The organism is Halioglobus maricola (assembly GCF_009388985.1).
GTDB classification, from domain to species: Bacteria; Pseudomonadota; Gammaproteobacteria; order Pseudomonadales; family Halieaceae; genus Halioglobus; species Halioglobus maricola.
In genome coordinates, this window is the sequence record NZ_CP036422.1 from 2,464,049 (window position 1) to 2,489,464 (window position 25,416).

Consider the following 25,416-nt stretch of genomic DNA (forward strand, 5'->3'; position numbering starts at 1 on the left):
AATGAGCGAACTACAAAGCTTTCTGATCAATCGCGAAGAATTTGCAGATACTCGCTGGGAAGACACTGAGGTTCCCAGCCCAGGCGAGGGACAGGTCTTGCTCGCCATCGACAGCTTTGCCCTGACGGCGAATAACATCACCTACGCAGCGTTTGGCGATGCGCTGCAGTACTGGGCATTTTTTCCTGCACCAGCCAGCCGGGGAATACTGCCCGTATGGGGCTTTGCTGAAGTCGTGGAATCCAATTGCAAGGGTATCGAAACGGGCGAGCGTTTTTATGGCTTTTATCCACTGGCCTCGCATCTATTGGTGGAACCCGCGCAAGTATCGGCCACCAGTTTCACCGACCACGCTGAACACCGCAGGCCATTGCCTCTTATTTACAACCAGTACCTGCGCAGCTCCGCAGACGCGCTGTATGAAGAAGGCAAGGAAGCATTGCAAATGCTGCTGCGACCGCTGTTTACAACATCATTTCTGCTGGATGATTTTTTTGCCGATCAGGCGATGTTTGGTGCCAAAAATCTGCACCTGACCAGCGCCTCCAGCAAGACCGCGATAGGTATGGCGTTTTGCCTGCAGAACAATCGCGCGAACCGCGATCTGGACTACGAAATTATCGGCCTGACCTCTGCACGCAACCAGGCCTTTGTCGAGTCCCTTGGCTGCTATGACCGTGTGGTTAGCTACGACCAGGTTGATGCCATCGACAACACACAGCCTAGCGCCATTGTGGACTTTGCTGGCGACGGCACCCTGTTGCGCCAGTTACACTCCCAGCTGGCCCCAGAGCTGCGGTATTCATGCATGGTAGGTGCATCGCACTGGGACCAGCGCGCCGGTGCAGGCCCCGGCCTTGACGGCCCTGAACCGATCATGTTTTTTGCACCGCACCAGGCCGAGAAAAGAGTGGGCGAATGGGGTGGCGAAGAATTCCAGCGGCGCTTGTCAGGTCAATGGCGCGCGTTTTGTGCTTTCGCCAATGGCTGGATGGAAGTGGATGAGCGACATGGTCGCGAGGCGATCGAGCGAACCTACGCTGAGGTATTGGGGGGCGATTTTTCTCCGCGGAGCGGTTACGTGCTCTCGAAATTGAGCTGCCAGTAACCCACATCCAACCACTCGCCATGTTTGAACCCGACCTGCGGGAAGTGGGCAACTTTCTCCATGCCCAGCTTCTCGTGCAAGGCGACGCTCGCCGGATTGGGCAGGGTAATGCCGCCAATAACCGCGTGCACGCCCAGCGCCCTCAGCCTGTTGAAAAGCTCAAGATACAACGCAGTTCCGTACCCGCTGCCGGTGACATCCGGCTTTAGATAGACCGTACTTTCCACCGAGTAGCGGTACGCTGTGCGCTCCTTAAACCTCGCCGCGTAGGCAAAGCCCACTATCTCGCCCGCCTCTTCCAGCACAATCCAGGGGAAACCCTGATCACTCACAGATTGCAGCCGCTCCTCAAATTCCCGCGCATTCAGCATCTCCTCTTCGAACGTCGCCACTGTATGTTCGATGTAGTGGTTATAGATAGATGCCAATACCGCAGCATCGGAGAAATTCGCATCCCTGATCATCAATTCACCCGTCTTATTGCCTGAGCCAAGCGTTTGAGTGCCGCAGCTTCCTCATCTGCCGGTGCATAAGCAAGACCCAGATAGATGTTTGTAACATCGCCAATCTGCTCTTCAAGGCGAGGTAATTGTGCGCTCGCCCGTCGGCCATATTGCGCAGGCCCTTCACCGGCCGCACGCGCCACCCCAAACTTTTCCAACCGCTCACAAAAGCGCAGGTAAAGTTTATCCATCTCACGCAGTTGCACTGTTTTACGCTGCAGCAGCAAGGTAATGACTACCGGCGCAAAAACCAGCAAGCCCGCGCCTAATAACACCAGCGCAAACTTACGGGCACTGAACTCACCGAACCAATTGGTGAGCAACTGATACTGGCGATCACTGTCAAAACCCGTCACCCAGCTCTGCCAGCGATACGTCAACGCATCGTACCTCAGGCGCAACTGGTTCACCCAGTTAACGCCCCGGAACCGCAGGGGCGACAGGGGCGAGTCGGCGAGAAAACTGCCCTCTTCCGCCAGCGCCTGCTCCAGGCCCAGCTCTATCCGCTCTGGCGCAACGGCCGCAGTAGGATCAACCCGGACCCAACCCTCTCCTTCATGCCAAACTTCCGCCCAGGCATGGGCGTCGAACTGATGCACGATCACCGTGCCATTGACGGGATTGATTTCCCCCCCCTGGTACCCCGCCACTACCCTTGCAGGTATTCCAGCGGCGCGCATCAGGATTACAAATGCCGAGGCGTAGTGTTCGCAAAAGCCCCAGCGTGTGTCGAATAAAAACGCATCGATAGGGTCCCGTTCTGGCAGCAAGGGGGGGCTCAGGGTGTAGCCAAACGGCTGCTCTGTAAACAGGGCTAATACCTGTTCCACGATTTCCCGGCTATCGCCGGCTTCACTCGCGATTTGCTGCGCTAACGCCATGGCTCGTGGATTGTCATCGGGCGGCAAACGTAATTCAACTTTGCGCCTCCAGTCCGATATCTCTGGTTCCAGAACCGCCTCAGGCCAGGTCTGTACTTCATAGAGATAGTCATCCTCTATCTCACTCATGCGATAGAGACGGTAGTCAGCTGCGCTGACAACGCCACTATCGCGCGAACGGCCATAGCGCAGGCTGTATATCCAGTGCTGTTGCGTCGGCTCCATAATCACGGAGTAGCGCAGCGGCTCACCTACCAACTCTGGCTCGCTCGGCCTGCGCTCATCCGGTGGCGCCGCAAAATGACTGAGACTGCTCCAGGCGCCGCCGCGCAAACGGCTCATGACCAGGCCGCGCCAGTACAGCTGATCCTGGGCCGGCACAGCCCCTTCAAATTGCACCCGGAACGCAACCTCGCCGGAACGGCTGAGGCGCGACACATCTCCGGGCTTCATAAAATCGGACATCCCGGTGCGCGCGGCCTGACTCTTTATCGGCACGGTCCACAAGGGGCCAATGCGAGGAAACAGAAAGAACAGCACTAACATCAGGGGAATGGACTGTGCCAGCATCACACTGGCGAGCCGCAATGGACGAAAGGTAAAACGATGCTCACCCGGGCGGTGCAGGGCCACCAGCGCGGCCGTTACGATCACCGTATTAAACAGGCACAGGAGCACGATCAGGATGTCCTGACTGAACAGGAAAACCGTAAGAATGACGAAATAGCCCAGGAATAGAAGTACATAGGCATCTTTACGTTCAGCCAGCTCCAACAGTTTGAGAGCGAACGCGGTTAACAACAGCGCCACCGTGGGCTCCAGCCCGATGAGGCTGCGAAATGAGAACATGATGCCGGCAAAGGCGGCGATGATTAACCCCATCTTCACCGGCCAGCGGGGGAACGACCAAACCCCGCGATAAACCATGATGCGCCAGACGACCGCCGCTGCGAATACCAGCAGCACCCAGATCGGCACGCGCTGCACATGCGGCGCGACCAACAGGAACAGGGCCAGGATAATCCAGACCAGCGCATTGCGCGGCACCTGCTGCTCGAGCTTCACCTTGCTCATCGGTCAATACCGTATAGCGCGAGGGCCTGCAGAACCTGCTCCCGGTGGCGTTCACCGACGTCCGGAACGATGCTCTGGTCAGGAAGGCGCAAGCCGTACTCCTGCCCCTGACGGTCAAACTCCAGCGCCCAAAAACACAGATGCGACAGACGCTGCTCTTGGGCCAAACCCGGGAACATCTCCCAATCAAGCCACACACTGCGATCGGCGTAGGCTGTGTATTGTTTGGTTTGAACCTTGTCGCCCCGAGCAAGCCCTTTCCAATAGATCTGGCGTAAAGAGTCGCCGGCACGGTAATCGCGAAAACCGTAAAAGTCATCCGAACCCGGCACCGGAATAGCAGCGCCGTCGGGCTGATCCGTCGCCAGGCCCGGCAATTCGGCACTGGCCAATGGCCGCGGATACACCAGGGCGTGCAGATCGAGATCTATCCATGTCCAACAACGTACCAGGCCCAGAGGGTAGGTAGATTCGATTCGCAGCCGCCCGGGGTTATGCCATCCACGTTTTTCAACAGGCGCCAGCAAGGTGATCCTGCCGCTGTCCTCAGTCACGAGATTGAGCCGAGCACTGGAACCCTCTGCAAAACGGAAATACACAGCGAAATGCTCGCGTTGCTTTACGCGAGACACCTGCAACTCGAACTCCGTCTGCTGCCCTGGGAAAGCAGGCCTGGCCCGCACCGCTTGAATGTGCAGCCCAGAAAGATTCGCAAAGGTATGCAGGACAGCGAGGACAAACAATGTCGCCAACAAAAAAGTCAGGCCATAGCTCAGGTTGTTCTGAAAATTGATCGCCGCCAGCAACATAACGAACAGGCAGAGCACAAAAAAGAAGCCGACACCCGAAGGAAATATGAAGAGGCGCTTCTGATCCAGGGTGACCGAGCGCGAGGGAGGAATACGGCGATTAACCCACTTGCGGAAGCGCTGACGCAGGCGAGCACGAAAACCTGCTTCGCTACCCGTTCCTGTCGCCGCCTCCATTCGCCTGCTCAGCTGCGGATAACGTCGACATTGCGCAACATCAGGTCGACCAGGGCCGCACCGTCCCCCGCATAATCGCCGCTAGGCACCAGGCGATGGCCAGCCACTGCGGGCAATACCATTTGCAGATCTTCTGGCACCACATGCCCGCGATCGTGCATCACCGCCCAGGTGCGGGCACTGTCGAGCAATGCCAGACCGCCGCGCGGAGAGAGCCCAACCTCGAACTCCGGGCTCTCGCGGGTGTAGGCCAAGAGGCGTTGCAGATAGTCCAACAAATTGTCAGAGGCATGCACCTGAACAACGGCGTTGCGAATCGTTGCAAGCTGCTCCGGACTCACCACGTGGGCAGGCGACTCATGATCAACGAGATTGCGCTGAAACATTTCCCGTTCCGCCTGGGGATGCGGGTAACCCAACTCGAGACGCATCAAAAAGCGGTCCAGTTGCGACTCCGGCAGCGGATAGGTTCCCGATTGATGAATCGGGTTCTGGGTAGCGATAACGAAGAAAGGGTCCGGCAGTGGGCGCGTTTCTCCCTCGACGGTAACCTGCCCTTCCGCCATGGCCTCAAGCAGAGCGCTCTGGGTGCGCGGTGTTGTCCGGTTGATCTCATCAGCCAGTAACAATTGGGTAAAGATAGGCCCTTCATGAAAGCTGAAGGAAGAGTCATTGCGATCGTAAACGGATACGCCGAGGATGTCGGCTGGCAACAAGTCACTGGTGAACTGTACGCGCTTCCATGACAGGCCGAGCACATCTGCCAGTGCATGCGACAGTGTGGTTTTTCCCATACCCGGCAAATCTTCAAGCAACAAGTGGCCACGGGCAAACAGGCAACACAGGGCGAGGCGGATTTGTGGCTCCTTGCCGAGCAGCACTCGCCCTACTTCGGCGACCGCCTTATCAATCACTCCCTGGATCTGCATTATTGTTCTTCCACGCTGTAGTTTCAGCCGATTGCGTCGAAACCCCGGCGCAAATCTGCCTTGATATCCTCTACGTCTTCCAGACCGACCGAAATCCGGATCAGATTCTGTCCAATCCCTGCCAGGCCACGCTGTTCATCCGTCAGCCGGCCATGAGTCGTCGTTGCCGGGTGGACAATCGTTGTCTTGGCGTCGCCAAGATTCGCTGTCAGCGACAGGAACCGGGTACCATCAATACACTGCCAGGCTTGCTCGCGAGCGCCCTTCACTTCAAACGACAGGACTCCACCAAAGGCACTCTGCTGACGCTTGGCCAATGCGTGGCCAGGATGGTCCTCAAGGCCGGCATAGTAGACACGCTCTACCTCGGGCTGTTCACGCAACCAGCGCGCCAGCGAAAGCGCTGCGTCACTGTGCGCTTGCATACGTATACGCAGCGTCTCCAGCCCCTTCAGAAACACCCAGGCGTTGAATGCACTCATGGTAGGGCCACAGGTGCGCAAAAAAGTTTCGACTTCGGCCATGTGTTCCCTGCGCCCGACAACAGCACCACCCACACAACGTCCCTGACCATCGAGGTACTTGGTGGCAGAGTGCACGACGATGTCGGCGCCCATAGCGATAGGCTTTTGTAGCGCGGGTGTGCAGAAACAATTGTCGACGACCAGGAGGCAATCATTGGTTTTTGCCAGGTCAGAGAAGAACGCCAGATCTGCGACTTCGCACAGAGGATTGGACGGCGTCTCCATAAACAACATGGCCGTTTCAGGCCGGATGGCAGCCTCCCAGGCCGCTCCGTCCAACAACGGGACAAAACTGGTCTCGATACCAAACTTGGCCAGATATTTACCGAACAGATTGGTGGTCGTACCAAACACATCGCGCGAGCACACCACGTGGTCCCCCGCTTTGAGCAGAGCCATCGCAGTAGACAGAATCGCCGCCATACCCGAGGCGGTCCCCACGGCGTCTTCGCCGCCTTCGAGAGCAGCTATACGCTGCTCAAAGGTACGGACTGTCGGATTGGTGTAACGAGAATAGACATTGCCTGATTCTTCGCCACCAAAACGTGCAGCTGCCTCGGCAGCGCTGCCGAAAACATAGCTGGAGGTGGCAAAGATTGGCTCGGAATGCTCTCCTTCATGCGTGCGAGCAATACCGGCGCGCACTGCGAGCGTGTCGAGGCCCGCGCCCGCGAGAGGATCGTCAGAATAATCAGTCATCAGGCTATCTCACGCGTTGTTGTGGATGCCGACGACGGCACCCTCTTCAGTGGCAGCGGCCCGTTTCTCGCTCTGGGCCTCGTCATTGCGCAACGCTTCTATATGATCCAGATAACCCTGATCCACGTCGCCAGTGATGTACTTACCGCTAAATACAGCACAGTCGAATTCGGTAATGTCCGCATTGCCGTCAGAAGAACAACGCACCAGGTCATCGAGGTCTTGATAGACGAGCCAGTCCGCACCAATCAGTTCACACACTTCATCCACGGAGCGATCATGTGCGATCAGTTCCGAGGCCGATGGCATATCGATGCCGTAAACATTCGGGTAGCGCACAGGCGGCGCTGCCGAGGCAAAGAAGACATTTTTGGCACCTGCATCGCGGGCCATCTCAATAATCTGGCGGCAGGTTGTTCCGCGCACAATGGAGTCGTCTACCAGCATGACGTTTTTGCCGTCAAACTCCAGCGGTACCGGGTTAAGCTTCTGGCGCACGGACTTCTTGCGCTCACTCTGACCGGGCATGATGAAGGTGCGGCCAATATAGCGATTCTTCATGAAGCCTTCGCGGAACTTGACGCCGAGCTCATGCGCCATCGACTGGGCTGCGATCCGACTGGTATCGGGAATCGGGATAATCACATCGATGTCGAGCTCCGGACGCTCTTGACGGATCTTGTTGGCGAGCGCTTCGCCCTGGCGCATACGGGTCTTGTACACCGATATGCCATCCATAAGAGAATCCGGGCGAGCAAAGTACACGTGCTCGAAGATGCATGGCTTGAGTTCAGGTGCGGCCGCGCACTGGCGCCGGTGCAAACGACCTTCAACGTCGATGAATACGGCCTCACCCGGGGCGACATCGCCCAGCAGGTCAAAGCCCAGCACATCGAGAGCCACACTCTCGGAGGCAATCATGTGATCCTTTCGACCGTCGGGGCCGACACGCTCACCGACAACCAGCGGACGAATGCCCAGTGGGTCGCGAAAACCTACCACGCCGTAGTTCACGATAAGGCTGACTGCCGCATAACCGCCACGACAGCGTTTATGCACAGACTCAACAGCGGTGAAAATGTCATCCGCAGTGGGAGAAAGTTTACCCAGTGTCTGCATCTCATGCGCAAACACATTGAGCAACACTTCTGAATCTGAATCGGTATTGAGATGGCGCAGATCATCCTGGAATAATTCGCGCGCAAGCTGTTCGGTATTTGTCAGGTTGCCATTGTGCGCCAGGGCAATTCCGTAGGGAGAGTTGACGTAAAACGGCTGAGCCAGAGCCGGGCCAGAGCTGCCAGCTGTCGGATAGCGAACATGGCCAATACCCACCGTTCCCTCGAGACGCTGCATATGTTGTTGGCGGAAGACATCCCGCACCAGACCTTCGCTTTTGCGCAAACTGAACCGCCCGCGCTCACCACAGGTCATGATGCCCGCAGCATCCTGACCACGATGCTGCAACACCGTCAGCGCATCGTAAATATCTGGAGCGACATTGTTACTAGCAACTAATCCAACCAGGCCACACATCCCGCGCTTTCCTCACTTCTCAGGTTGTTGTCTGCAAAACAGGGCTATCATTGGCGAATACCGCCTGGACCCAGTCCGCAAGCATATTCAGATGGGGCATCAGCACCGACTGTTGTACCCACTGTTGATCCTCGGGTGGCAACAGCTGCTGCACCACGTAGGCCAGCACGAGGATGATGATGACACCCCGGGCAAAGCCAAATACCGTGCCAAGCACCCTGTCCAGTACGGACAACCCTGCGACCTCAACGAGCTTGCTAGCGAGGTAGATCACCAGGTTGAACAGCACCAGGGTAGAGACGAATAAAATCGCGTAGGCCACAATATAACGGCCCGTTGAGTGCGCTATCGCACCGCTCAACTGCACAGCCAACTGATCGACGAAGCCGTGAGCGACGACAAATGCCGCCACCCAGGCCAACAGCGACAGGGCTTCGCGCACGAAACCGCGCCACAGGCTCAGCACCGTCGAGATCGTCAAAACAACGATAATCAGCCAGTCGACGTGATTGAACTGCGCCAGATCTATCATCACTACCCTCTCAAGCGGCGCATTCTAACAAAGCAGTGCGGCCGTGAGGAGGTAAAACCCTCAAGGATAATACCGCGTGATCATGGTGGTGACGCCAAATTTAGTGTCGATCTGGCTCTGTATGCGTTCAAGTCCGGCTTTTTCAACCTTGGGGCCAATATAAATTCGATAAAACGTCTTGCCGCCGCTGGGCACTTTCTTGACGTAGGCTTTGTGGCCCATGCCGACCAGTTCAGCGCGGAGCTCTTCGGCACGGGTGGCATTGCTGAGGCTAGCGACGCGCAAAATCCAGGATATGGGCAGCCCGTCTGCGTCCAATCCCGGTTTGACCGGGGGTTCGGAGCGGGTTTTTTTCGTTTCCTCGGATTTCGGCTCAGGTTTAGGCGCGGGCTTAGGCTCTGGCTTCGGGTCTGGTTTAGCCTCGGGCGCCGGCAGCGCGACCGTTGTCGGCAGGGGGGCTTCCGGGGCGAGGGTCAAAAACTCGGTTTCGGACACCGGCTCGGGTTCAAGATCGCGCTCGGTCTCGGCGGAGGGCCTTAAACCGGCCATATCGGGGGGTTCAACCGGGGTGGTATCGACTTGCGGCTGAGGTGGAATGCGCACTTCATCACGGCGCTCACCCTGTCCCGAATCGACAAAAATAATGGGCCAGAAAACGATTCCCAGCGCCACCAGAATCAGTGCACCTACAAGGCGTTGTTTTAGTACGTCATTCATCGTTTAGGGGCTTCGCTTTTGTTGCGATCCTTTTCCAACAGTGGCACGACCGCAGCCACAGTAAAAAATGAGCCAAACACTATCAGCATATCGCCTTCGGCCATCAATGCCTGGGCGCGCCGAAAGGCCTGGCGCAGGTTCTTGCTCTCACTTATTCGGGTCTGGCCAGCGTGGCGCAAGGCATCCGCCAGGTCTGCGGCGCCCGCTGCCCGAATATTGTCAGGCTGCTCGGCAACAAACCAGGCGTCAAAGCGCTCACCACACAGGGCCACCATCTCTGCTACCGGCTTGTCTTTCATTGCGGAAAATAGAGCAATAACCTTTCCATTACAAGCACTTGCGTCAACTATTTCCAGCATCTTGTGAATAGCGGCGGGATTGTGCGCCACATCCAGCAGATAGCGTCGCCCATCCAACTCAACCCATTGGCGCCTGCCAACAACCCGAACATCAGCCAGTATGTCCTGCAACTGGGCGGGGCTCCATTCGATCCCGAGGCTGCTGGCCGCCTGCAGCGCGGCACAGATATTGGCCGGCAGCAATCCATTGGCGCTACCAGACACGTCGTGCAGCTTGCCATCAGTGCCGCAGATCTGGCCCGACCATTTATCGGCTTCCTCACGCCAGCTGAACTCACGCCCGGCCAGCATCACCGGCGCTGCACCGAGCGCCTCGGCGCAGGCTTGCAGAGCCGGTGGTGGATCCAGGTCCGCGATAACCACCGGGGTCCCTGGGCGCATAATGCCGGCTTTCTCTCGAGCAATCGTATTGCGGTCATCTCCCAGCCAGGCCTGATGATCCAGGTCGATACTGGTAATCACTGCCACCGAGGGGTCGACTATATTGCTCGAATCGAGCCGGCCGCCAAGCCCCACCTCCAGCACAGCCACATCAACATCGCGGTCGCGAAAAACCAGCAGTGCCGCCAGGGTGGCGAATTCGAAATAGGTCAGTGAAGTGTCGCCACGAGCGGCTTCGATGGCGCTGAAAGCGGCGCAGATCTCTTGATCGGAAGCCTCCTGGCCGGCCACCCGAATACGTTCATTAAACCGCAGGAAATGGGGGGATGTGAAACACCCTGCTCGCTTGCCGGCGCGGTGTAGCAAGGATTCCAGCACCGCCACCGTCGATCCCTTGCCATTGGTGCCGGCGACGGTGATGACGGGACAGGGGGGCGGCAGGAGTGCCAAGTCGACTGCGACCGAACGCACGCGCTCAAGGCCCAGTTCCATTTCTTGCGGGTGCAAGTTCTCGAGATGCTGGAGCCAATCCTCCAGCGCAGGTTTATTCATCTGCCGGTTCGGCGACCTCGGCTGGCGGTTCGGCGGGCTCCCCTTCAGGGCCACCCTCGAGCTCAATCGGCTCTGCCTCGATGGGCGTCTCGAGATCGACATTGCCCAACTTGGCCAGCAAGCGAGCAAGTGTGCTCCTCATCTCGGTGCGGTGAATAATCATATCGATCGCACCGTGCTCAAGCAGGAACTCGCTGCGTTGAAACCCTTTCGGCAATTTCTGACGAATGGTCTGCTCGATAATATTGGGGCCGGCAAAACCCGCTCGTGCATCTGGCTCGGCCACATTGATATCGCCAAGCAGCGCAAGAGAAGCGGAAACGCCACCGTAGATAGGGTCGGTCATCACCGAGATATAGGGCACGCCAGCCAACTTCATACGCTCGATGACAGCACTGGTCTTGGCCATCTGCATCAGGGAGATCAGGGCTTCCTGCATGCGGGCGCCACCTGACGCTGCAAAACACACCAGCGGGATGCCTTCATCCAGCGCTACCTGGGCAGCACGGGTGAATTTTTCACCCACCGCATAACCCATAGAGCCACCGTGGAAATTGAATTCGAAGGCGATAGCCACTACGGGCATGGTATACAGATTGCCCCGCATCGCCACGAGTGCATCTTTTTCGCCCGTGGATTTCTGGGCCGCAGTCAGGCGGTCGCGATAGCGTTTCTTGTCTTTGAATTTGAGCCTGTCGACAGGCTCTATATCGACCAGAATTTCCTCTCGGTCGCCCTCATCGAGGAATATATCGAGGCGACGGCGGGCGCCAATGCGCATATGGTGATCGCATTTCGGGCAAACATCGTTATTGCGCTCTACATCCGGGCGGTAAAGAACCGCGTCACATTTGACGCACTTTTTCCACAGACCCTCTGGGACACTGGAACGCTTACGCCCCTCTCCCTTGCTGACCCCGGACGGCAGAATTTTATCAATCCAGCTCATGCTATTCCCCAACGCGATTTAGACCGCATTATATACGGGCCGACGGCTCACTAGGAAGTGACGCTGTCCACGCCCCGGCGAATTTCTGCCAGCAGCCCCGCTGCCACCTTGCCTGCGGCGGTATGATCAGCACCACCCTCGATAGCCGCGGCCATCGCGTTAATCAACGCGCTGCCCACTACCACCCCATCTGCCACGCCGGCTACCGCCGCCGCGCTTTCAGCATCCTTGATACCGAACCCTACAGCCACCGGCAGTTGGGTATTCTCGCGGATACGGCTGACATGGTGCGCTACATTGTCGATGTCCAGGTGGCCTGCCCCGGTCACACCCTTCAAGGACACGTAGTACACAAAGCCACTGGCCTGATCGACGATCCGATGCAGGCGCTCATCCGGAGTGGTCGGCGCGACCAGAAAAATATTGTCCATACCGACGCGCTGCAGTTCAGCGTTGACCGGCGCGACTTCTTCCGGGGGAATGTCTACCGTAAGCAGGGCATCCAGCCCAGCCTCAGCAGCGGCGTCTGCGAATTTCGCATAGCCCATATGCTCTACGGGATTGGCATAACCCATCAGCAACACCGGTGTCGTCTGGTTTTTCTCTCGAAACGCGCGCACGGTATCCAGGGCATGGCGAAGGCTTGCGCCATTGGCCAGGGCACGCTCATGAGCCAGCTGAATCACCGGCCCCTCTGACATGGGGTCGGAAAAAGGCACGCCCAGTTCGATGATATCTGCACCACTGCTGACCAATTCATGCATCAAATCAACGGTGATTTCGAGGCTGGGGTCACCCACTACAATATAGGGGATGACCGCCTTGCGGCCCTGTTCGACGAGTTGCTCAAAGCAACCGGCTATACGACTCACTACAAAATCTCCTTAAAACTCTAGGCCGTCGATCTCGGCGACTGTGTGTATATCCTTGTCACCACGGCCTGACAGGTTAACTACGATATTTTTGTCCGGCCCCAACTCGGCCGCGAGCCGCTCAGCGTATGCAAGGGCGTGGCTGCTTTCCAGCGCTGGCATGATGCCCTCTACGCGTGTCAGGGAGTGGAATGCCTTCAACGCCTCGTCGTCATCTGCAACCACATACTCTACGCGGCCGATATCCTTGAGCCAGGAATGCTCAGGGCCAACACCTGGGTAATCCAGGCCCGCTGAGACGGAATGCGTATGCATGATCTGGCCATCGGCATCCTGCATCAGATAGGTGCGGTTGCCGTGCAGTACTCCGGGAGTACCCGCTGTCAACGGCGCTGCATGCTGGGATGTAGAAACGCCATGACCGCCCGCCTCTACCCCGTACATCGCCACGTCTTTGTCCTCGAGGAAGGGATGGAACAAGCCAATGGCATTGGACCCGCCACCGACGCAGGCCACAAGGGCGTCTGGCAAACGACCAATCTGATTAAGGGACTGGGCGCGAGCCTCGCGGCCAATCACACACTGGAAGTCCCGCACCAGCATTGGGTAGGGATGAGGTCCCGCCACGGTGCCGATGATATAAAACGTGTCATCGACATAGGTCACCCAGTCGCGCATCGCCTCGTTCATGGCGTCCTTGAGCGTGCGAGAACCTGAGGTCACAGGGATCACTTCTGCACCCAACAGCTTCATGCGATAGACATTCAAGGCCTGACGCCGGACGTCTTCTTCGCCCATAAACACCTGACACTCCAGCCCGAGGCGAGCCGCGATCGTCGCGGTGGCTACGCCATGCTGGCCGGCACCGGTTTCGGCGATCACGCGTTTTTTGCCCATGTGCTTGGCGAGCAGCGCCTGGCCAACGGTGTTGTTCACTTTGTGCGCGCCCGTGTGATTCAGGTCTTCGCGTTTGAGCCAGATCCGGGCTCCGCCGATCTTGTCCGACAGGCGGCTGGCTTCATAAAGTGGCGACGGGCGGCCTACATAGTGCGCCAGGTCAGCATCAAGCTCAGCGACGAATTCCGGATCGTCTTTCAGCTTGTTGTAGAGGTTTTCGAGCTCGTCCAATGCCGACATCAAGGTTTCGGCAACGAACTTGCCGCCGTAAATGCCGAAGCGGCCATCACCGTCCGGTACCGAGGCAAAGTCATTCATAACAGCATCATTACTCATTCAGGTTTTTACTTAACATCATCAGCAGCGCTCACCGCTGCGATAAACTCTCGAATCTTGACCGGGTCCTTGATGCCTGGTTGCTCTTCCACCCCGCCGCTCACATCGACAGCGAAGGGACTCGCTGCGGCAATTGCCGCACCGACATTGTCCGGCCGCAAGCCGCCTGCCAGTACAACAGGTAGCGAGAGCCCGGAAACCACCTGGTCCCAATCAAAACTTTCACCGGTACCACCCGGCACACCTTCCTTCCAGGCGTCCAAAAGGACACCGCGCGCGCCCTGGTAGGCGTTACAGTAGGCAGCAATATCGGTATCAGGACGAACGCGCAGAGCTTTGAGCCAGGGGCGATCGAACTGTCGACAAAACGAGGCAGGCTCGTCGCCGTGGAATTGCAGTAAACCAAGGGGTAATTGTGCCGCACATTGCGCGACAAAATCGGCCTCATGATCGACAAAAAGCCCTACCAGTGTCACAAAAGGAGGAACGACTCCAGCCACCGCCTGAGCCTGCTCTATCGTCACTGCGCGCGGGCTTTTGGCATAGAAAACCAGGCCCAGGGCGTCAGCGCCGCACGCAACAGCCACGCGCGCATCCTCTGGTCGAGTGATACCACAGATTTTGATACGCGTACGAGACAAAACAGGACCAGAACACCGGAAAAAAAACAGGCCGGCATCATAGCAGATGGCCCGCGGCCTGTCTGTAAAAGCGCTGTACTAGTCGCCGAGAATGAGGGGCCCATATGGCGTGGCTGGCAGGCCGAATTTTGCCGGGTAGCTTACGTCGACAAGATATAGACCGTCGGGTGGTGCAGTCTCTGCGGCGCGACTCCTGTCCCGCTCCAGCATGAGTTCAGCCATCCAACCTGCCGGTTGTCTGCCACTGCCCACCGCCATCAGCGAGCCGGCGATGTTGCGGACCATATGATGCAGGAAAGCGTTGGCCTGCAGGTCAATCACTACCAACTGCCCGCGCCGCGTAACAGAAATGTCGTGCATGTTCCGCATCGGGGTGGGTGACTGGCAGGCGGCGGCCCGAAAGGCCGAAAAGTCCCTCTCCCCCAGCAATGCCTGCGCTTCGGCGTGCATCAGCGCGGCATCCAGTGGGCGCCGCTGCCAACTAAGCTGCCCCGGCAGCAGAGCCGGACGAACGAGCGCATTGGCGATGACATACCTGTAGCGCCGCGCCGTGGCGGAAAACCGTGCGTGGAAGTCTTCGTCCACGGGCACAGCCCAATGCACCCGAACGCTGGGGTCCATACTGGCGTTTGCGCCCAGCACCCAGGATTTAGGCGGCCGCTGCGCCGGCGTATCGAAATGCACGATCTGACAGTGGCCGTGCACGCCTGTGTCGGTACGCCCGGCACAGTGCACGCGCACAGGCGCACCCGCAACGCTGCTCAAGCCGCGTTCGAGTTCCTGTTGTACAGTGGTGACGTCCAGATGAGGCTGGCTCTGCCAGCCGTTATAGCCGCTGCCGTTGTATTCAATGCGGCAGGCTATACGAGTGCCTGCCGGCAGAGGGTCTGCCGACAGGCGGGGAAATGCATCAGCCAAGGCGCTCTAACAGCTCACTGGCTTCAGTCTTTTGCTCGCCGGTACCTTCGGACACGACCTCCTCCAGAATCTGGCGGGCACCGTCCTCGTCACCCATGTCCATGTAGGCACGGGCGAGATCCAGCTTGGTCGACATGGTGTTGGCTTCGGCAGCGATAACCAGATCTTCGTCCTCTTCGTCTTCGCCGATGACATCGTCATCGAAGTCAGAGGTGAGGTCCAGATCGTCGATATCGAGTGAATCCTCGATCTCAAGCCCGGCAAAATCGTCCTCAGAACTACCCACTTCTTCAGCCAGGCCCGCAGGGGGTTCGGACATATCTTCAGTGGTGCCCGAGAGCATCGTACGGGCGCGATCAACACTGCCCGCGTCACCCATTTTTTCCAGTTCAGCCAACTGTGCTTCGGCCGATGGACGATCGCCAGTCTGGAGCATGAGTTCGATCAGCTTCACGCGGTAGGTGGTATTGGCCGGCTCACTGGTGATTGCGTTCTTCAGCAAATCGATTGCCTGCGGATAGCGGCCGTAAGCGATGTAAATATCTGCTTCGGCCAATGCATCACCGGCGTCTACGTCTGATGCGTAGCCATCGTGTTTGCGCTCGCCATAACCGCGAGTACCGCTGTCGTCGTCTTCGTCCGCGGCAACGACTACTTCATCGACAGGAGGCGCTTCCACCACCGGCTCAGCGGGGGCCTCTACAGGCTGCTCTTTCAGCTCAACCGCGGCGAAAGCCTTGTCGCTATCTGCAGAAGAGGTTGTTTCAGGTTCGTCATCACCCTTGCGACGGCTCACGAAGAAGAAGGCAAGCGCAGCCAAAATCAATGCACCCAGGCCATAGAGCAGGTAGCTCATCATGCCGCCACTTTCGGGCTTGGGCGCGGGCCGTGGTGTTATAGGCTTGGGTTTCGGCTTGGCAGGAGCTTCAGCCTGAACAGGTGCTGGCTCGGGTGCGGCCTCTACCTGGGGTTCCTCGTCAATGGCCGCTACCGAATCAACATCGACTTCTTCGTCGATGCCCGTATCAGAGGCGGCTTCCAGGTCGGCGTCAGTGTAACTGTCGCCGTAGCTATCGTCGTCGCCAACCATATCAGTGGCGTCGCTATCGGTATTGGCAGCAGCAACGCCAGCTTCCGCCAGCGCCTGCTGCAGGGCGGCAATCTGGTCGTCCTTAAGGCTGACAATACGCTCCAGCGTGTCTACCTGTTGCTCGAGTTCCTCGACATCACCCTGCAGTTCCGCCTGATCCATAGCGGCGGCGGCCAATGCGTCGCCTGTGGCTGAAGAAGAGGGAGTATAGCCTGCATCAGCAGTCTCGGATGATGATTCAACGGGATCGGCAGAAATCCGAAGGCTGGGGCCGGAACTCACTGGCTCGCTGGCGCGGCCCGCTTCCCAGTCTTCGTTTTGCTGTTTGACCTCAGCCAGCGCCTCGGACAAATTCTGTGAACTGATGTCGTCGGACGTGGGCAGGTAAATAATGTAACCGGCTTTGATGCGGTTGATATTGCCGTCGATAAACGCATTCGGGTTCAGGCGCTGAATATCGAGCATTGTCTGGTGTACGGATGTACCGGCCGGCTTCGCTGCGTCGGCGATTTCCCACAATGTGTCGTCCCGGCTAATCATGTAGCGGGAACCACTCAGGGGGGAATCAGATGCCGCTGCGTTGAAATCTCGCTGGGGCATCTGACCGGCGCCCAGCTGCGACTTCTTCTTTACATCTACCCGGGTTCCGCTAGTTGCGGCCGGGTCCTGTGTTTTTTTTTCGGGGGAATCCGGGGCTGGAATGCCCTCTACATCTTCGACGCGCTGCGAAGCAGAGACAACCGGAGTGGAACTGTCGAACAACGGAGGATCGACCAGCACGGTATATTCACGGAGCAAACGGCCTGAGGGCCAGCGCGCCTCGACAATAAAGTCCAGATAAGGCTCGAGAACCGGATCTTCAGAGGTCAAGACAATGACAGCCTGGCCACTGGATGTGAACCGGACATCAAAATCAATGCCTGTGAGGAAATAGGCGCGCTCGACGCCCATTCGATCGAAGTCGTCCTTGGTCGCAAGGCGGATACGGATTTGGTCTTCGTTGAGCCCATCCGTGTTCAGAACTTCTACTTGAGCCTTGAGTGGCTCATTGAGAAACGACTCGAGCGTCAGGTCACCTAGACCCACAGCATACGACGAACTCGCATGCAGACACCCAAGAGAGAAAACAACAGCACTGATCCTACGAGCCATACTCCGACGCCTTATTATTTTCCTGCACATAATAACCGACCTCCCCTGGTCGGACCCCTACAGAGACTACTAGCGTATCGTGCTGGAAATCCCTCGACCAAAAAAGCATTTTCTCGACTTTTTTGAACTCGGCGAAACCGTGCTTCCATGCACCCTAGAAACCCTAATTACTCTACGAGTATCAGTGAATTAGGCGTATTAATCAAGGTAGGTTGTTATCAGCGCCTCGGCAATTTGCACACTATTAAGGGCCGCGCCCTTGCGCACATTGTCTGCGACCACCCAGAGGTTCAGGCCGCGAGGATGCGAGATATCTTCCCGGATACGGCCCACAAACACCGGATCGGTGCCCGCGCTATCGCCTACCGCTGTGGGATAGCCGCCGTCGGCCCGCTCATCCATCACCTGGATACCCGGCGCGTTCTCGAGAAGTTCACGTGCCTGCACGGCCGTGATTTCGTCAACCGTTTCTATATGGACGGCCTCGGAGTGGCCAAAGAACACAGGCACTCGCACGCAGGTGGGGTTTACCTGAATACTGTGATCGCCAAAGATCTTCTGGGTTTCCCACACCATTTTCATCTCTTCCCTGGTGTAACCGTTGTCCTGGAAGGTGTCGATATGGGGCAAAACGTTGAAGGCGATTTGCTTCGGATAGACCTCACACTCCGCTTCCTGGCCGTTAAGCAGTCGCGCAGTCTGCCCGGCAAGCTCCTCAATCGCCTCTTTGCCAGTACCGGAAACAGCCTGATAGGTACAAACATTAATACGCTCGATACCTACTGCGTCATAAATCGGCTTCAGTGCTACCAGCATCTGGATAGTGGAGCAGTTCGGGTTGGCGATGATATTGCGTCTGGTGTAGCCGGCCAGCGCCTCGAGATTCACTTCCGGCACGATCAGGGGGATATCCTCGTCGCGGCGAAAGTGAGACGTGTTATCCACCACAACACAGCCAGCTGCCGCGGCAATCGGGGCGTATTTTTCCGAAATACTGCCGCCGGCAGAAAACAGGCCGATCTGGGCCTGGCTAAAATCAAATTCAGCCAGATCGGTCACAGTGACTGAACTGCCTTTAAACATGATTGTCTTGCCTGCGGAGCGGCTGCTCGCCAGCGCATAGAGGTTGCGCACCGGGAAGTCGCGCTGCTCCAGGATTTCGATCATGGCCTCGCCCACTGCGCCAGTAGCGCCGACCACGGCTATATCGTATTGATCTGACATTGTCTTTCTCCAGTATTCCTTAGCTGGCCAGCGCCGCTACCACGGCCTCGCCCATTTCTACAGTTCCGACCAGTTGCGTGCCCTCGGAGTGAATATCCGGGGTGCGCAAGCCCTGATCGAGTACCTTGCTCACCGCCGCCTCGATAGCATCGGCTGCTTCGGGGCTGGCGAGGGTGTAACGCAGCATCATGGCCGCAGAGAGGATGGTGGCCAGGGGATTTGCCTTGCCCTGCCCTGCAATATCCGGCGCAGTGCCGTGACAGGGCTCGTACATGCCGCGCCCATCCTTATCCAGTGACGCTGAAGGCAACATGCCGATAGAGCCGGTGAGCATTGCCGCAGTGTCCGAAAGAATGTCGCCAAACATATTGCCGGTAACGACAACATCAAACTGCTTGGGCCGCATCACGAGCTGCATGGAGGCGTTGTCCACATACATATGCGTCAGCTCTACGTCGGGATATTCCGGTGCGATCTCTTCCATTACCTCGCGCCACAGCACGGTCGCCTCGAGCACATTGGCTTTATCGACGCTACATACTTTCTTGTTGCGCTTGCGCGCCAGCTCAAATGCCAGGTGGCCAATACGGCGCACCTCGGATTCGCTGTACTTATAAGTGTTGTAACCCTCGCGCTCGCCATTCTCCAATGTGCGAATACCACGCGGCTCACCGAAATAAATGCCACCGGTGAGCTCGCGCACAATCAGGATATCCAGGCCGGAAACAATCTCGGGCTTGAGGCTGGACGCGTCTGCCAGCTGCGGGTACAGGATGGCCGGGCGCAAATTACCGAACAGGCCGAGCTTGGAGCGAATCCCCAGCAGACCCCGTTCCGGGCGCAAGTGACGCTCGACATTGTCCCATTTCGGGCCGCCTACGGCGCCTAACAAAATCGCATCTACAGCACCTGCGCGCTCCAGCGTTTCATCAGGCAAGGGCACGCCAGTCTCGTCAATGGCTGCGCCACCCAACAAGCCATACTCAAGCTCCAGACCAAGGCCGAACTGCGTGTCTACTGCCGCCAGCACCTTGACCGCCTCGGCCATGATTTCCGGACCGATATAGTCGCCGGGCAGGACCAATATTTTCTTGCTCATACTTTCTCTCTACTTGATTACGTCAAACAACCAGGGCGACGCCTGGCGGGTGCGCTCTTCATAGGCGCGAATCGCATCGGCACTTTCCAGCGTCAGACCGATATCGTCGAGCCCGTGCAACAGGCAGTGACGGCGAAACTCATCCACTTCGAAGGCTATTTCTTCACCCCCGGGCGTCATCACTTTTTGCTGTTCCAGATCGACGGTGAGCTGGTAGCCCTCCTCGGCATACATTTCCTCAAACAGGCGCGCTACAACATCGCTGGGCAGCGCCACCGGCAGCAAGCCGTTCTTGAAGCAGTTGTTATAAAAAATATCGGCAAAACTCGGCGCAATGACGCATCGAAATCCATAGTCTTCCAGCGCCCATGGCGCGTGCTCCCGACTGGAGCCGCAACCAAAATTCTCCCGAGCAAGCAGCACGGAAGCCCCCTGGTAGCGAGGGAAATTCAGCGGGAACGACTCGTCCACGGATCGATGGCTGCAATCCTGATCGGGCAGCCCCTCATCCAGATAACGCAGGTCGTCGAACAGATTCTTGCCGAAGCCGGAGCGCTTGATCGACTTGAGAAACTGCTTGGGAATAATCAGGTCGGTATCGACGTTCGCACGATCCATTGGTGCAGCGAGACCGGTCTCTACTGTAAATGCTCTCATTTCAATTGCCTCCTACAGCTCGCGTACGTCAACAAAATGGCCGGCAATAGCAGCGGCTGCCGCCATCGCCGGGCTGACCAGATGGGTACGGCCGCCGGAACCCTGGCGGCCCTCAAAATTGCGGTTGGAAGTGGATGCACAGTGCTCACCCGACCCCAGTTTGTCTGCATTCATCGCCAGGCACATCGAGCAACCGGGCTCGCGCCACTCCATGCCGGCATCGAGGAATATCTTGTCCAGGCCCTCTGACTCCGCCTGCTGTTTCACTTCACCGGAACCGGGAACAATCAAGACCTGCTTAACACTGTCCGCTTTCTGACGCCCCTTCACGACTTCAGCAGCCGCACGCAAGTCCTCTATCCGGGAGTTTGTGCAGGATCCAATAAACACGCGATCCGGCCTGATGTCAGTGATCGCCTGACCTGCTTCCAGCCCCATGTATTCCAGCGCGCGTTCAATCGCGGCGCGCTGAGTGGCGTCGTCCGCATCTGCCGGGCTAGGCACCACTGCATCGATGGGCAGCACCATCTCTGGCGAGTTACCCCAGGTCACCTGGGGTTTGATATCTTCACCGGCGAGCGAGACAACGGCGTCGAATACAGCATCGTCATCGCTGTGTAAATCGCGCCATGCCGCCTCAGCCAGGTCCCACATTTCACCCTTGGGTGAAAAAGGGCGACCTTTTACGTATTCCAGGGTCGCGTCATCGACCGCCACCATACCCATGCGGGCACCGGCCTCGATGGACATGTTGCACAGGGTCATCCGCCCTTCCATGCTCATATCACGCACGACCTGGCCACCGAACTCCATCGCGTAGCCTGTGCCGCCGGCGGTTCCAATCTTGCCGATGATTGCCAGGGCAACATCCTTGGCGGTCACGCCGGGTTGGAGCGCGCCATTCACTTCTACCAGCATATTCTTCATCTTGACTTGCACAAGCGTCTGCGTGGCAAGCGCGTGCTCGACCTCAGAGGTGCCGATGCCGTGTGCTAGCGCACCAAGGGCGCCGTGAGTAGATGTATGGGAGTCGCCACAGACGACCGTCATGCCGGGCAGCGTTGCGCCCTGCTCCGGGCCCACCACATGAACAATGCCCTGGCGGACGTCGTTGATATCGATCTTGACGATATCGAAATCGTCACAGTTGTCGTCCAGGGTCGCCACCTGCAGCCGCGAGACAGGGTCCTCAATCGCAGCGACGCCACCGGCGCGTTCACGCTTCTCGGTAGGCACGTTGTGGTCGGGCACCGCGAGGTTGGCGTCGCGACGCCAGGGCTCACGACCCGCCAGACGCAAGCCTTCAAAAGCCTGCGGTGAAGTCACCTCATGAATCAACTGGCGGTCGATGTAAATCAGCGCACTGCCGTCGTCCCGCTGTTCAACCAGATGGCTCTGCCACAGTTTGTCGTAAAGCGTCTTTCCAGCCATGGAACACCTCAGTATTTGGGTCGATGAAAACGGCGTGAATTATGGGCTTGAAATTTAAATTACTCAAATTTATTATTTTTATTCAATCCATTCCTGCCGGGAATACAAAGTGGACAATCAAAACCTCCGTGCCTTCCTTTTGGTCGCCGAGACGGGCTCGTTTTCAGGCGCGGCCGCCAAGCTGCATCTGACCCAGCCTGCGGTCAGCAAACGCGTGGCGCTGCTGGAGGACGAACTCGACGCGGCCCTGTTCGATCGTATTGGCCGCAACGTCACTCTTACTGAAGCTGGCGAGGCGCTACTGCCCCATGCGAAGGCCGTGGAGCAGCAACTGGAGGCGGCAGTGCAGTCGGTGCGGGATCTATCCGGCGAAACCCAGGGCCAGCTGCGACTGGCCACAAGCCACCATATCGGCCTGCACCGCTTGCCCCCGGTGCTCTCGACGTTCAGCAACGAGTATCCGCAGGTACACATCGACATCGACTTCATGGATTCTGAGCAGGCCTATGAGCTGATCCACCAGGGTAAGGCTGAGCTCGCCGTGGTAACGCTATCCCCACAGGCCGAGAGCAATGTGGTTTCTATTCCGGTGTGGCAGGATCCGCTGGATTTCATGATTGCCCGTGACCACCCCCTGCTCACGAGGGTAAACGCCCCCAGCCTTCAGGCGATGAGCGAGTATCCCGCCATTCTGCCGGGCCTCAATACATATACCGGTCAGATCATCAAATCGCTCTTCGACAGCCACGAACTGGAATTACAGGTGTCCATGGCCACGAACTATTTGGAGACGATCCGGATGCTGGCCTCGGTTGGCCTGGGCTGGACGATCCTGCCTCGAAGCATGCGCGATGCCACCCTCGCCAGATTGGAGGTGCAGGAAATCAACATTGAGCGAACCCTGGGGCTCGTCTACCACGAGGGACGCAGCCTGTCCCGCGCAGCCCGCGCGTTCATCAATGCTGTCCGGGCGCGCGGTGACGATCTAACCGCTAGTCAGCGTCCAACATCCCCTTGAGCGCCCCGATCCCCGGCAGGCCATCCTGCGTCAGCCCCTCATGGTCGGGAAAATAGAACGTGGCGTTGTAGCGCGCTACGACACCGCGACTATTGAAGATGATGCCGTGAGAGAAACCGAAACGGCGCTTTAGCGTCACGCCCTCAGACTGCGTTTGCAGCCACTGTCCCATTTTCGCAGCACCGATGAAATCCATTGTCAGATTAACGGTAGGAGCCCCTGCAATTATGCCGCGTGCGAGATTCGCGCTGGACGCGGCCGCTATATCAGCGAGCGTCATCAACGCGCCGCCGTGGCAGATACCCATGGAGTTGGCGTGCTGCTTGTCAACGAGGAGACCGAAAGCGAGCTCACTCCCCTCCAGCCGCCGATAACAGGGCTGCAGATTGTCCGTGAACCCAAGTCCATCCGGCAGTAGCTGGAAACCCTCCGGCACCTGCTCCACCGTGTCATTGTTTTTGCCAGTATCGCTCATTCAAAAAATCCCCATTTCCAGGCCGGCGGCAAAGCCCTGCCCCAATTCTCTCGCCTGCGTCAGGTGTTCGTCGGTGACATCGCCCCGCGCGATCACAGGCTCGCAGGCCGCAGTAAACGGTACCCCGGACAAAATACGCTGAGCCTGGCGCACTGCGCCGCGCCCATCATTGCCAGCGCTAACCAGAAGCGCATAGGGAATAACCAGGGCCCTGCCTATCGCCGGATAAAAAAGACGATCTAAAAACGCCTTGCTCTCGCCACTCATGCTACCGCTGTTTTCAGCTGCCACCAGCAACAACCCAGAGGTATCAACAACGGCGGAGGTACTCGCGTCACACGCCCGCAGCACCGTTACCTCGACACCCTCTACCTCTGCTGCCGCCGCGGCTGCTGCTCGCGCAAGCCGGGCACAGGAGCCGCTCTGGCTGTGATAGACAACACACAGTTTTTTCACGTCGTCCCTCCAGTTTCTTGCGCCGCATTTGAACACAAGGTATACCGCCCTGTCATAAGGTTAGTGGCGCGCATGCGATAATGTGCTGTAATAGCCGGCCAAATTTCAATACTCAAAAATAACGCTAAACAACAAAAAAGGATCGCACGATGTCAGACACCAATCGCCAGTGGCTGCTAAAAGCTCGCCCTAGCGGCATGATCTCCGAAGATATTTTCGAACGCAAAGACTCCGCTATGCCAGAACCGGACCTCGCCGCTGGAGAAGCTCTGGTCAAAACCCTGATGCTCGGGTTCGACGCCTCCCAGCGTGTGTGGATGGAAGAAGCTGACAGCTATATGCCCGCAGTGGAGCTTGGCGACGTCATGCGCGCAACCGGTGTTGGCCAGGTGATCGCGTCGGAGAACGAGGACCTGCCGACAGGCACTCTCGTCCAGGGTCTGGTCGGCTGGCAGGACTACTGCATCGCCTCTCCAGACTCACCCTTTCCATTCAACGTGTTGCCTCCCGGCACACCACCCAATCTCGCGCTCAGCGTGTTCGGCGTTACCAGCCTCACCGGTTATTTCGGCATGCTACACGTGGGAGAACTGAAAGAAGGTGACACGGTGCTCGTATCCGGCGCTGCCGGCGCGACTGGCTCGGTTGCCGCCCAGATCGCTCGCATCAAGGGGTGCAAAGTTGTCGGCATCGCCGGTGGGGCTGAAAAGTGCCAATGGTTGGTTGATACCTGCAAACTCGACGCTGCCATCGACTACAAAAACGAGGATCTCGATACGCGACTGACAGAGCTTTGCCCAGACGGAGTCGACCTGTTTTTTGACAACGTCGGCGGCGACATGCTCGAGACTACGATTGCGCACATGGCCATGCACGGCAGGATCGTATTGTGCGGTGCCATCGCAAGCTACAACGACGCCGAAGCCCGGCCCGGCCCCCGCAATATCAACCGCCTGATCATGCAGCGGATCAAAATGCAGGGTTTTATCGTCATCGACTACCTGCAGCACGCCGCCGAAGCGATGGCTGCCCTGGCCGACTGGGTCACAACCGGGCAGATCGCGTGGCAGGAGGACGTGCAAGAGGATTTCGAAGCGATTCCCGCCACCCTGCAGCGTCTCTATGAAGGTCGCAACCAGGGTAAACAACTGCTTCGGTTGGCTGATCCGGAGTAGTTATCCACAGAGTTACCTGTGGATAACTGTGGGGATAGTACGGTTTTTTGTTCCCTCATCGCGCCGCCGGACATCCGTCAGCGGCGCGCATGCCCAACATCCTTTCTTAGTAATACCAACAAAGAATCAATGACTTAGCGATTTTTTATAGGGTTTTTTGCACTTGCAAAACGCAAACCCCTGTAAAAATAGCGCCATTCGCGCTTGTGTGGATATTGTTACGCTAACCTCGTAAGTAGTCCCTT

24 protein-coding genes are annotated in these 25,416 nt (G+C 57.8%); 3 read left to right on the plus strand and 21 right to left on the minus strand.

Translation table 11 applies throughout. The annotated features are described in order from the left end of the window. Position 1: 1 nt before the first annotated feature. Positions 2–1,108, plus strand: coding sequence for a DUF2855 family protein (locus EY643_RS11220; protein ID WP_152662288.1), 1,107 nt, complete (start codon positions 2–4; stop codon positions 1,106–1,108). Here the strand turns inward: EY643_RS11220 and EY643_RS11225 are convergent. The 19 genes from EY643_RS11225 to leuC form a co-directional block, all read right to left on the minus strand. Beyond that, positions 1,078–1,572 (minus strand): GNAT family N-acetyltransferase, encoded by a 495-nt coding sequence (locus EY643_RS11225; RefSeq protein ID WP_152662289.1) that lies wholly within the window; start codon positions 1,570–1,572, stop codon positions 1,078–1,080. The two genes, EY643_RS11220 and EY643_RS11225, sit on opposite strands and share 31 nt — an antisense overlap. Next, entirely contained in the window at positions 1,572–3,566 is a 1,995-nt protein-coding gene (locus EY643_RS11230) for a transglutaminase TgpA family protein (protein WP_240732676.1), read from the minus strand. Before EY643_RS11230 ends, EY643_RS11225 begins: the two co-directional genes overlap by 1 nt. Then, complete coding sequence (locus tag EY643_RS11235) at positions 3,563–4,552, minus strand: DUF58 domain-containing protein (RefSeq protein WP_152662290.1); 990 nt, start codon at positions 4,550–4,552, stop codon at positions 3,563–3,565. Before EY643_RS11235 ends, EY643_RS11230 begins: the two co-directional genes overlap by 4 nt. Before the next feature lie 8 nt (positions 4,553–4,560). Beyond that, on the minus strand, positions 4,561–5,481 hold the full coding sequence (locus EY643_RS11240; protein ID WP_152662291.1) for an AAA family ATPase: 921 nt from the start codon (positions 5,479–5,481) through the stop codon (positions 4,561–4,563). A 23-nt stretch (positions 5,482–5,504) separates the two neighbouring features. Then, positions 5,505–6,704 (minus strand): O-succinylhomoserine sulfhydrylase, encoded by a 1,200-nt coding sequence (locus EY643_RS11245; RefSeq protein WP_152662292.1) that lies wholly within the window; start codon positions 6,702–6,704, stop codon positions 5,505–5,507. Between the two features lie 9 nt (positions 6,705–6,713). Continuing rightward, positions 6,714–8,240, minus strand: coding sequence for an amidophosphoribosyltransferase (gene purF, locus EY643_RS11250; protein WP_152662293.1), 1,527 nt, complete (start codon positions 8,238–8,240; stop codon positions 6,714–6,716). Between the two features lie 19 nt (positions 8,241–8,259). Then, a complete protein-coding gene (locus tag EY643_RS11255) occupies positions 8,260–8,772 on the minus strand; it encodes a CvpA family protein (RefSeq protein WP_152662294.1) in 513 nt (170 codons plus the stop codon). A 60-nt stretch (positions 8,773–8,832) separates the two neighbouring features. Continuing rightward, positions 8,833–9,489 carry an SPOR domain-containing protein gene (locus EY643_RS11260; protein ID WP_152662295.1) on the minus strand — a complete coding sequence of 219 codons (657 nt, stop codon included), beginning with the start codon at positions 9,487–9,489 and terminating at the stop codon, positions 8,833–8,835. Beyond that, positions 9,486–10,781 (minus strand): bifunctional folylpolyglutamate synthase/dihydrofolate synthase, encoded by a 1,296-nt coding sequence (locus EY643_RS11265; RefSeq protein WP_170287368.1) that lies wholly within the window; start codon positions 10,779–10,781, stop codon positions 9,486–9,488. The genes EY643_RS11260 and EY643_RS11265 overlap by 4 nt, the downstream gene beginning before the upstream one ends. Further along, on the minus strand, positions 10,774–11,730 hold the full coding sequence (gene accD, locus EY643_RS11270; protein ID WP_152662297.1) for an acetyl-CoA carboxylase, carboxyltransferase subunit beta: 957 nt from the start codon (positions 11,728–11,730) through the stop codon (positions 10,774–10,776). The genes EY643_RS11265 and accD overlap by 8 nt, the downstream gene beginning before the upstream one ends. Positions 11,731–11,780: 50 nt before the next feature. Beyond that, a complete protein-coding gene (trpA, locus tag EY643_RS11275; protein ID WP_152662298.1) occupies positions 11,781–12,602 on the minus strand; it encodes a tryptophan synthase subunit alpha in 822 nt (273 codons plus the stop codon). Between the two features lie 12 nt (positions 12,603–12,614). Next, positions 12,615–13,835: a tryptophan synthase subunit beta gene (gene trpB / locus EY643_RS11280; RefSeq protein WP_152662299.1), complete on the minus strand. Its 1,221-nt coding sequence runs from the start codon at positions 13,833–13,835 to the stop codon at positions 12,615–12,617. 8 nt (positions 13,836–13,843) lie between these two features. Next, positions 13,844–14,422, minus strand: a complete 579-nt coding sequence (locus EY643_RS11285) for a phosphoribosylanthranilate isomerase (protein WP_240732677.1) — start codon at positions 14,420–14,422, stop codon at positions 13,844–13,846. 132 nt (positions 14,423–14,554) lie between these two features. Beyond that, entirely contained in the window at positions 14,555–15,394 is an 840-nt protein-coding gene (gene truA, locus EY643_RS11290; RefSeq protein ID WP_240732678.1) for a tRNA pseudouridine(38-40) synthase TruA, read from the minus strand. Next, complete coding sequence (locus EY643_RS11295; protein WP_170287369.1) at positions 15,387–17,636, minus strand: type IV pilus assembly protein FimV; 2,250 nt, start codon at positions 17,634–17,636, stop codon at positions 15,387–15,389. The genes truA and EY643_RS11295 overlap by 8 nt, the downstream gene beginning before the upstream one ends. Positions 17,637–17,834: 198 nt before the next feature. Next, complete coding sequence (locus tag EY643_RS11300; RefSeq protein WP_152662302.1) at positions 17,835–18,860, minus strand: aspartate-semialdehyde dehydrogenase; 1,026 nt, start codon at positions 18,858–18,860, stop codon at positions 17,835–17,837. Between the two features lie 19 nt (positions 18,861–18,879). Next, positions 18,880–19,959: a 3-isopropylmalate dehydrogenase gene (leuB, locus tag EY643_RS11305; protein WP_152662303.1), complete on the minus strand. Its 1,080-nt coding sequence runs from the start codon at positions 19,957–19,959 to the stop codon at positions 18,880–18,882. Between the two features lie 9 nt (positions 19,960–19,968). After that, positions 19,969–20,616: a 3-isopropylmalate dehydratase small subunit gene (leuD, locus tag EY643_RS11310; RefSeq protein WP_152662304.1), complete on the minus strand. Its 648-nt coding sequence runs from the start codon at positions 20,614–20,616 to the stop codon at positions 19,969–19,971. Positions 20,617–20,628: 12 nt separating this feature from the next. Further along, entirely contained in the window at positions 20,629–22,047 is a 1,419-nt protein-coding gene (gene leuC / locus EY643_RS11315; RefSeq protein WP_152662305.1) for a 3-isopropylmalate dehydratase large subunit, read from the minus strand. Between the two features lie 109 nt (positions 22,048–22,156). On the opposite strand from leuC, the gene EY643_RS11320 reads away from it, so the two are divergent. Next, on the plus strand, positions 22,157–23,065 hold the full coding sequence (locus EY643_RS11320; RefSeq protein WP_152662306.1) for a LysR family transcriptional regulator: 909 nt from the start codon (positions 22,157–22,159) through the stop codon (positions 23,063–23,065). On the opposite strand, the gene EY643_RS11325 is transcribed toward EY643_RS11320, so the two are convergent. Further along, complete coding sequence (locus tag EY643_RS11325) at positions 23,040–23,540, minus strand: PaaI family thioesterase (RefSeq protein ID WP_152662307.1); 501 nt, start codon at positions 23,538–23,540, stop codon at positions 23,040–23,042. The two genes, EY643_RS11320 and EY643_RS11325, sit on opposite strands and share 26 nt — an antisense overlap. Next, on the minus strand, positions 23,541–23,996 hold the full coding sequence (locus tag EY643_RS11330; protein ID WP_205743040.1) for a flavodoxin family protein: 456 nt from the start codon (positions 23,994–23,996) through the stop codon (positions 23,541–23,543). It lies immediately after the preceding gene. Between the two features lie 149 nt (positions 23,997–24,145). Between EY643_RS11330 and EY643_RS11335 the strand changes: the two genes are divergently transcribed. Beyond that, positions 24,146–25,171 carry an NADP-dependent oxidoreductase gene (locus tag EY643_RS11335; protein ID WP_152662308.1) on the plus strand — a complete coding sequence of 342 codons (1,026 nt, stop codon included), beginning with the start codon at positions 24,146–24,148 and terminating at the stop codon, positions 25,169–25,171. Positions 25,172–25,416: the final 245 nt, after the last annotated feature.

What these genes read in the sequence shown, in the direction of transcription:
- purF (WP_152662293.1), bottom strand. Translation starts at nt 8,240, where the DNA reads ATGTGTGGCCTGGTTGGATTAGTTGCTAGTAACAATGTCGCTCCAGAT.
- EY643_RS11265 (WP_170287368.1), bottom strand. Translation starts at nt 10,781, where the DNA reads ATGAATAAACCTGCGCTGGAGGATTGGCTCCAGCATCTCGAGAACTTG.
- leuC (WP_152662305.1), bottom strand. Translation starts at nt 22,047, where the DNA reads ATGGCTGGAAAGACGCTTTACGACAAACTGTGGCAGAGCCATCTGGTT.
- EY643_RS11300 (WP_152662302.1), bottom strand. Translation starts at nt 18,860, where the DNA reads ATGTCAGATCAATACGATATAGCCGTGGTCGGCGCTACTGGCGCAGTG.
- EY643_RS11230 (WP_240732676.1), bottom strand. Translation starts at nt 3,566, where the DNA reads ATGAGCAAGGTGAAGCTCGAGCAGCAGGTGCCGCGCAATGCGCTGGTC.
- EY643_RS11255 (WP_152662294.1), bottom strand. Translation starts at nt 8,772, where the DNA reads ATGATAGATCTGGCGCAGTTCAATCACGTCGACTGGCTGATTATCGTT.
- EY643_RS11240 (WP_152662291.1), bottom strand. Translation starts at nt 5,481, where the DNA reads ATGCAGATCCAGGGAGTGATTGATAAGGCGGTCGCCGAAGTAGGGCGA.
- trpB (WP_152662299.1), bottom strand. Translation starts at nt 13,835, where the DNA reads ATGAGTAATGATGCTGTTATGAATGACTTTGCCTCGGTACCGGACGGT.
- EY643_RS11325 (WP_152662307.1), bottom strand. Translation starts at nt 23,540, where the DNA reads ATGAGCGATACTGGCAAAAACAATGACACGGTGGAGCAGGTGCCGGAG.
- leuB (WP_152662303.1), bottom strand. Translation starts at nt 19,959, where the DNA reads ATGAGCAAGAAAATATTGGTCCTGCCCGGCGACTATATCGGTCCGGAA.
- leuD (WP_152662304.1), bottom strand. Translation starts at nt 20,616, where the DNA reads ATGAGAGCATTTACAGTAGAGACCGGTCTCGCTGCACCAATGGATCGT.
- EY643_RS11295 (WP_170287369.1), bottom strand. Translation starts at nt 17,636, where the DNA reads ATGGCTCGTAGGATCAGTGCTGTTGTTTTCTCTCTTGGGTGTCTGCAT.
- EY643_RS11225 (WP_152662289.1), bottom strand. Translation starts at nt 1,572, where the DNA reads ATGATCAGGGATGCGAATTTCTCCGATGCTGCGGTATTGGCATCTATC.
- accD (WP_152662297.1), bottom strand. Translation starts at nt 11,730, where the DNA reads ATGAGCTGGATTGATAAAATTCTGCCGTCCGGGGTCAGCAAGGGAGAG.
- EY643_RS11235 (WP_152662290.1), bottom strand. Translation starts at nt 4,552, where the DNA reads ATGGAGGCGGCGACAGGAACGGGTAGCGAAGCAGGTTTTCGTGCTCGC.
- EY643_RS11220 (WP_152662288.1), top strand. Translation starts at nt 2, where the DNA reads ATGAGCGAACTACAAAGCTTTCTGATCAATCGCGAAGAATTTGCAGAT.
- EY643_RS11335 (WP_152662308.1), top strand. Translation starts at nt 24,146, where the DNA reads ATGTCAGACACCAATCGCCAGTGGCTGCTAAAAGCTCGCCCTAGCGGC.
- EY643_RS11260 (WP_152662295.1), bottom strand. Translation starts at nt 9,489, where the DNA reads ATGAATGACGTACTAAAACAACGCCTTGTAGGTGCACTGATTCTGGTG.
- EY643_RS11245 (WP_152662292.1), bottom strand. Translation starts at nt 6,704, where the DNA reads ATGACTGATTATTCTGACGATCCTCTCGCGGGCGCGGGCCTCGACACG.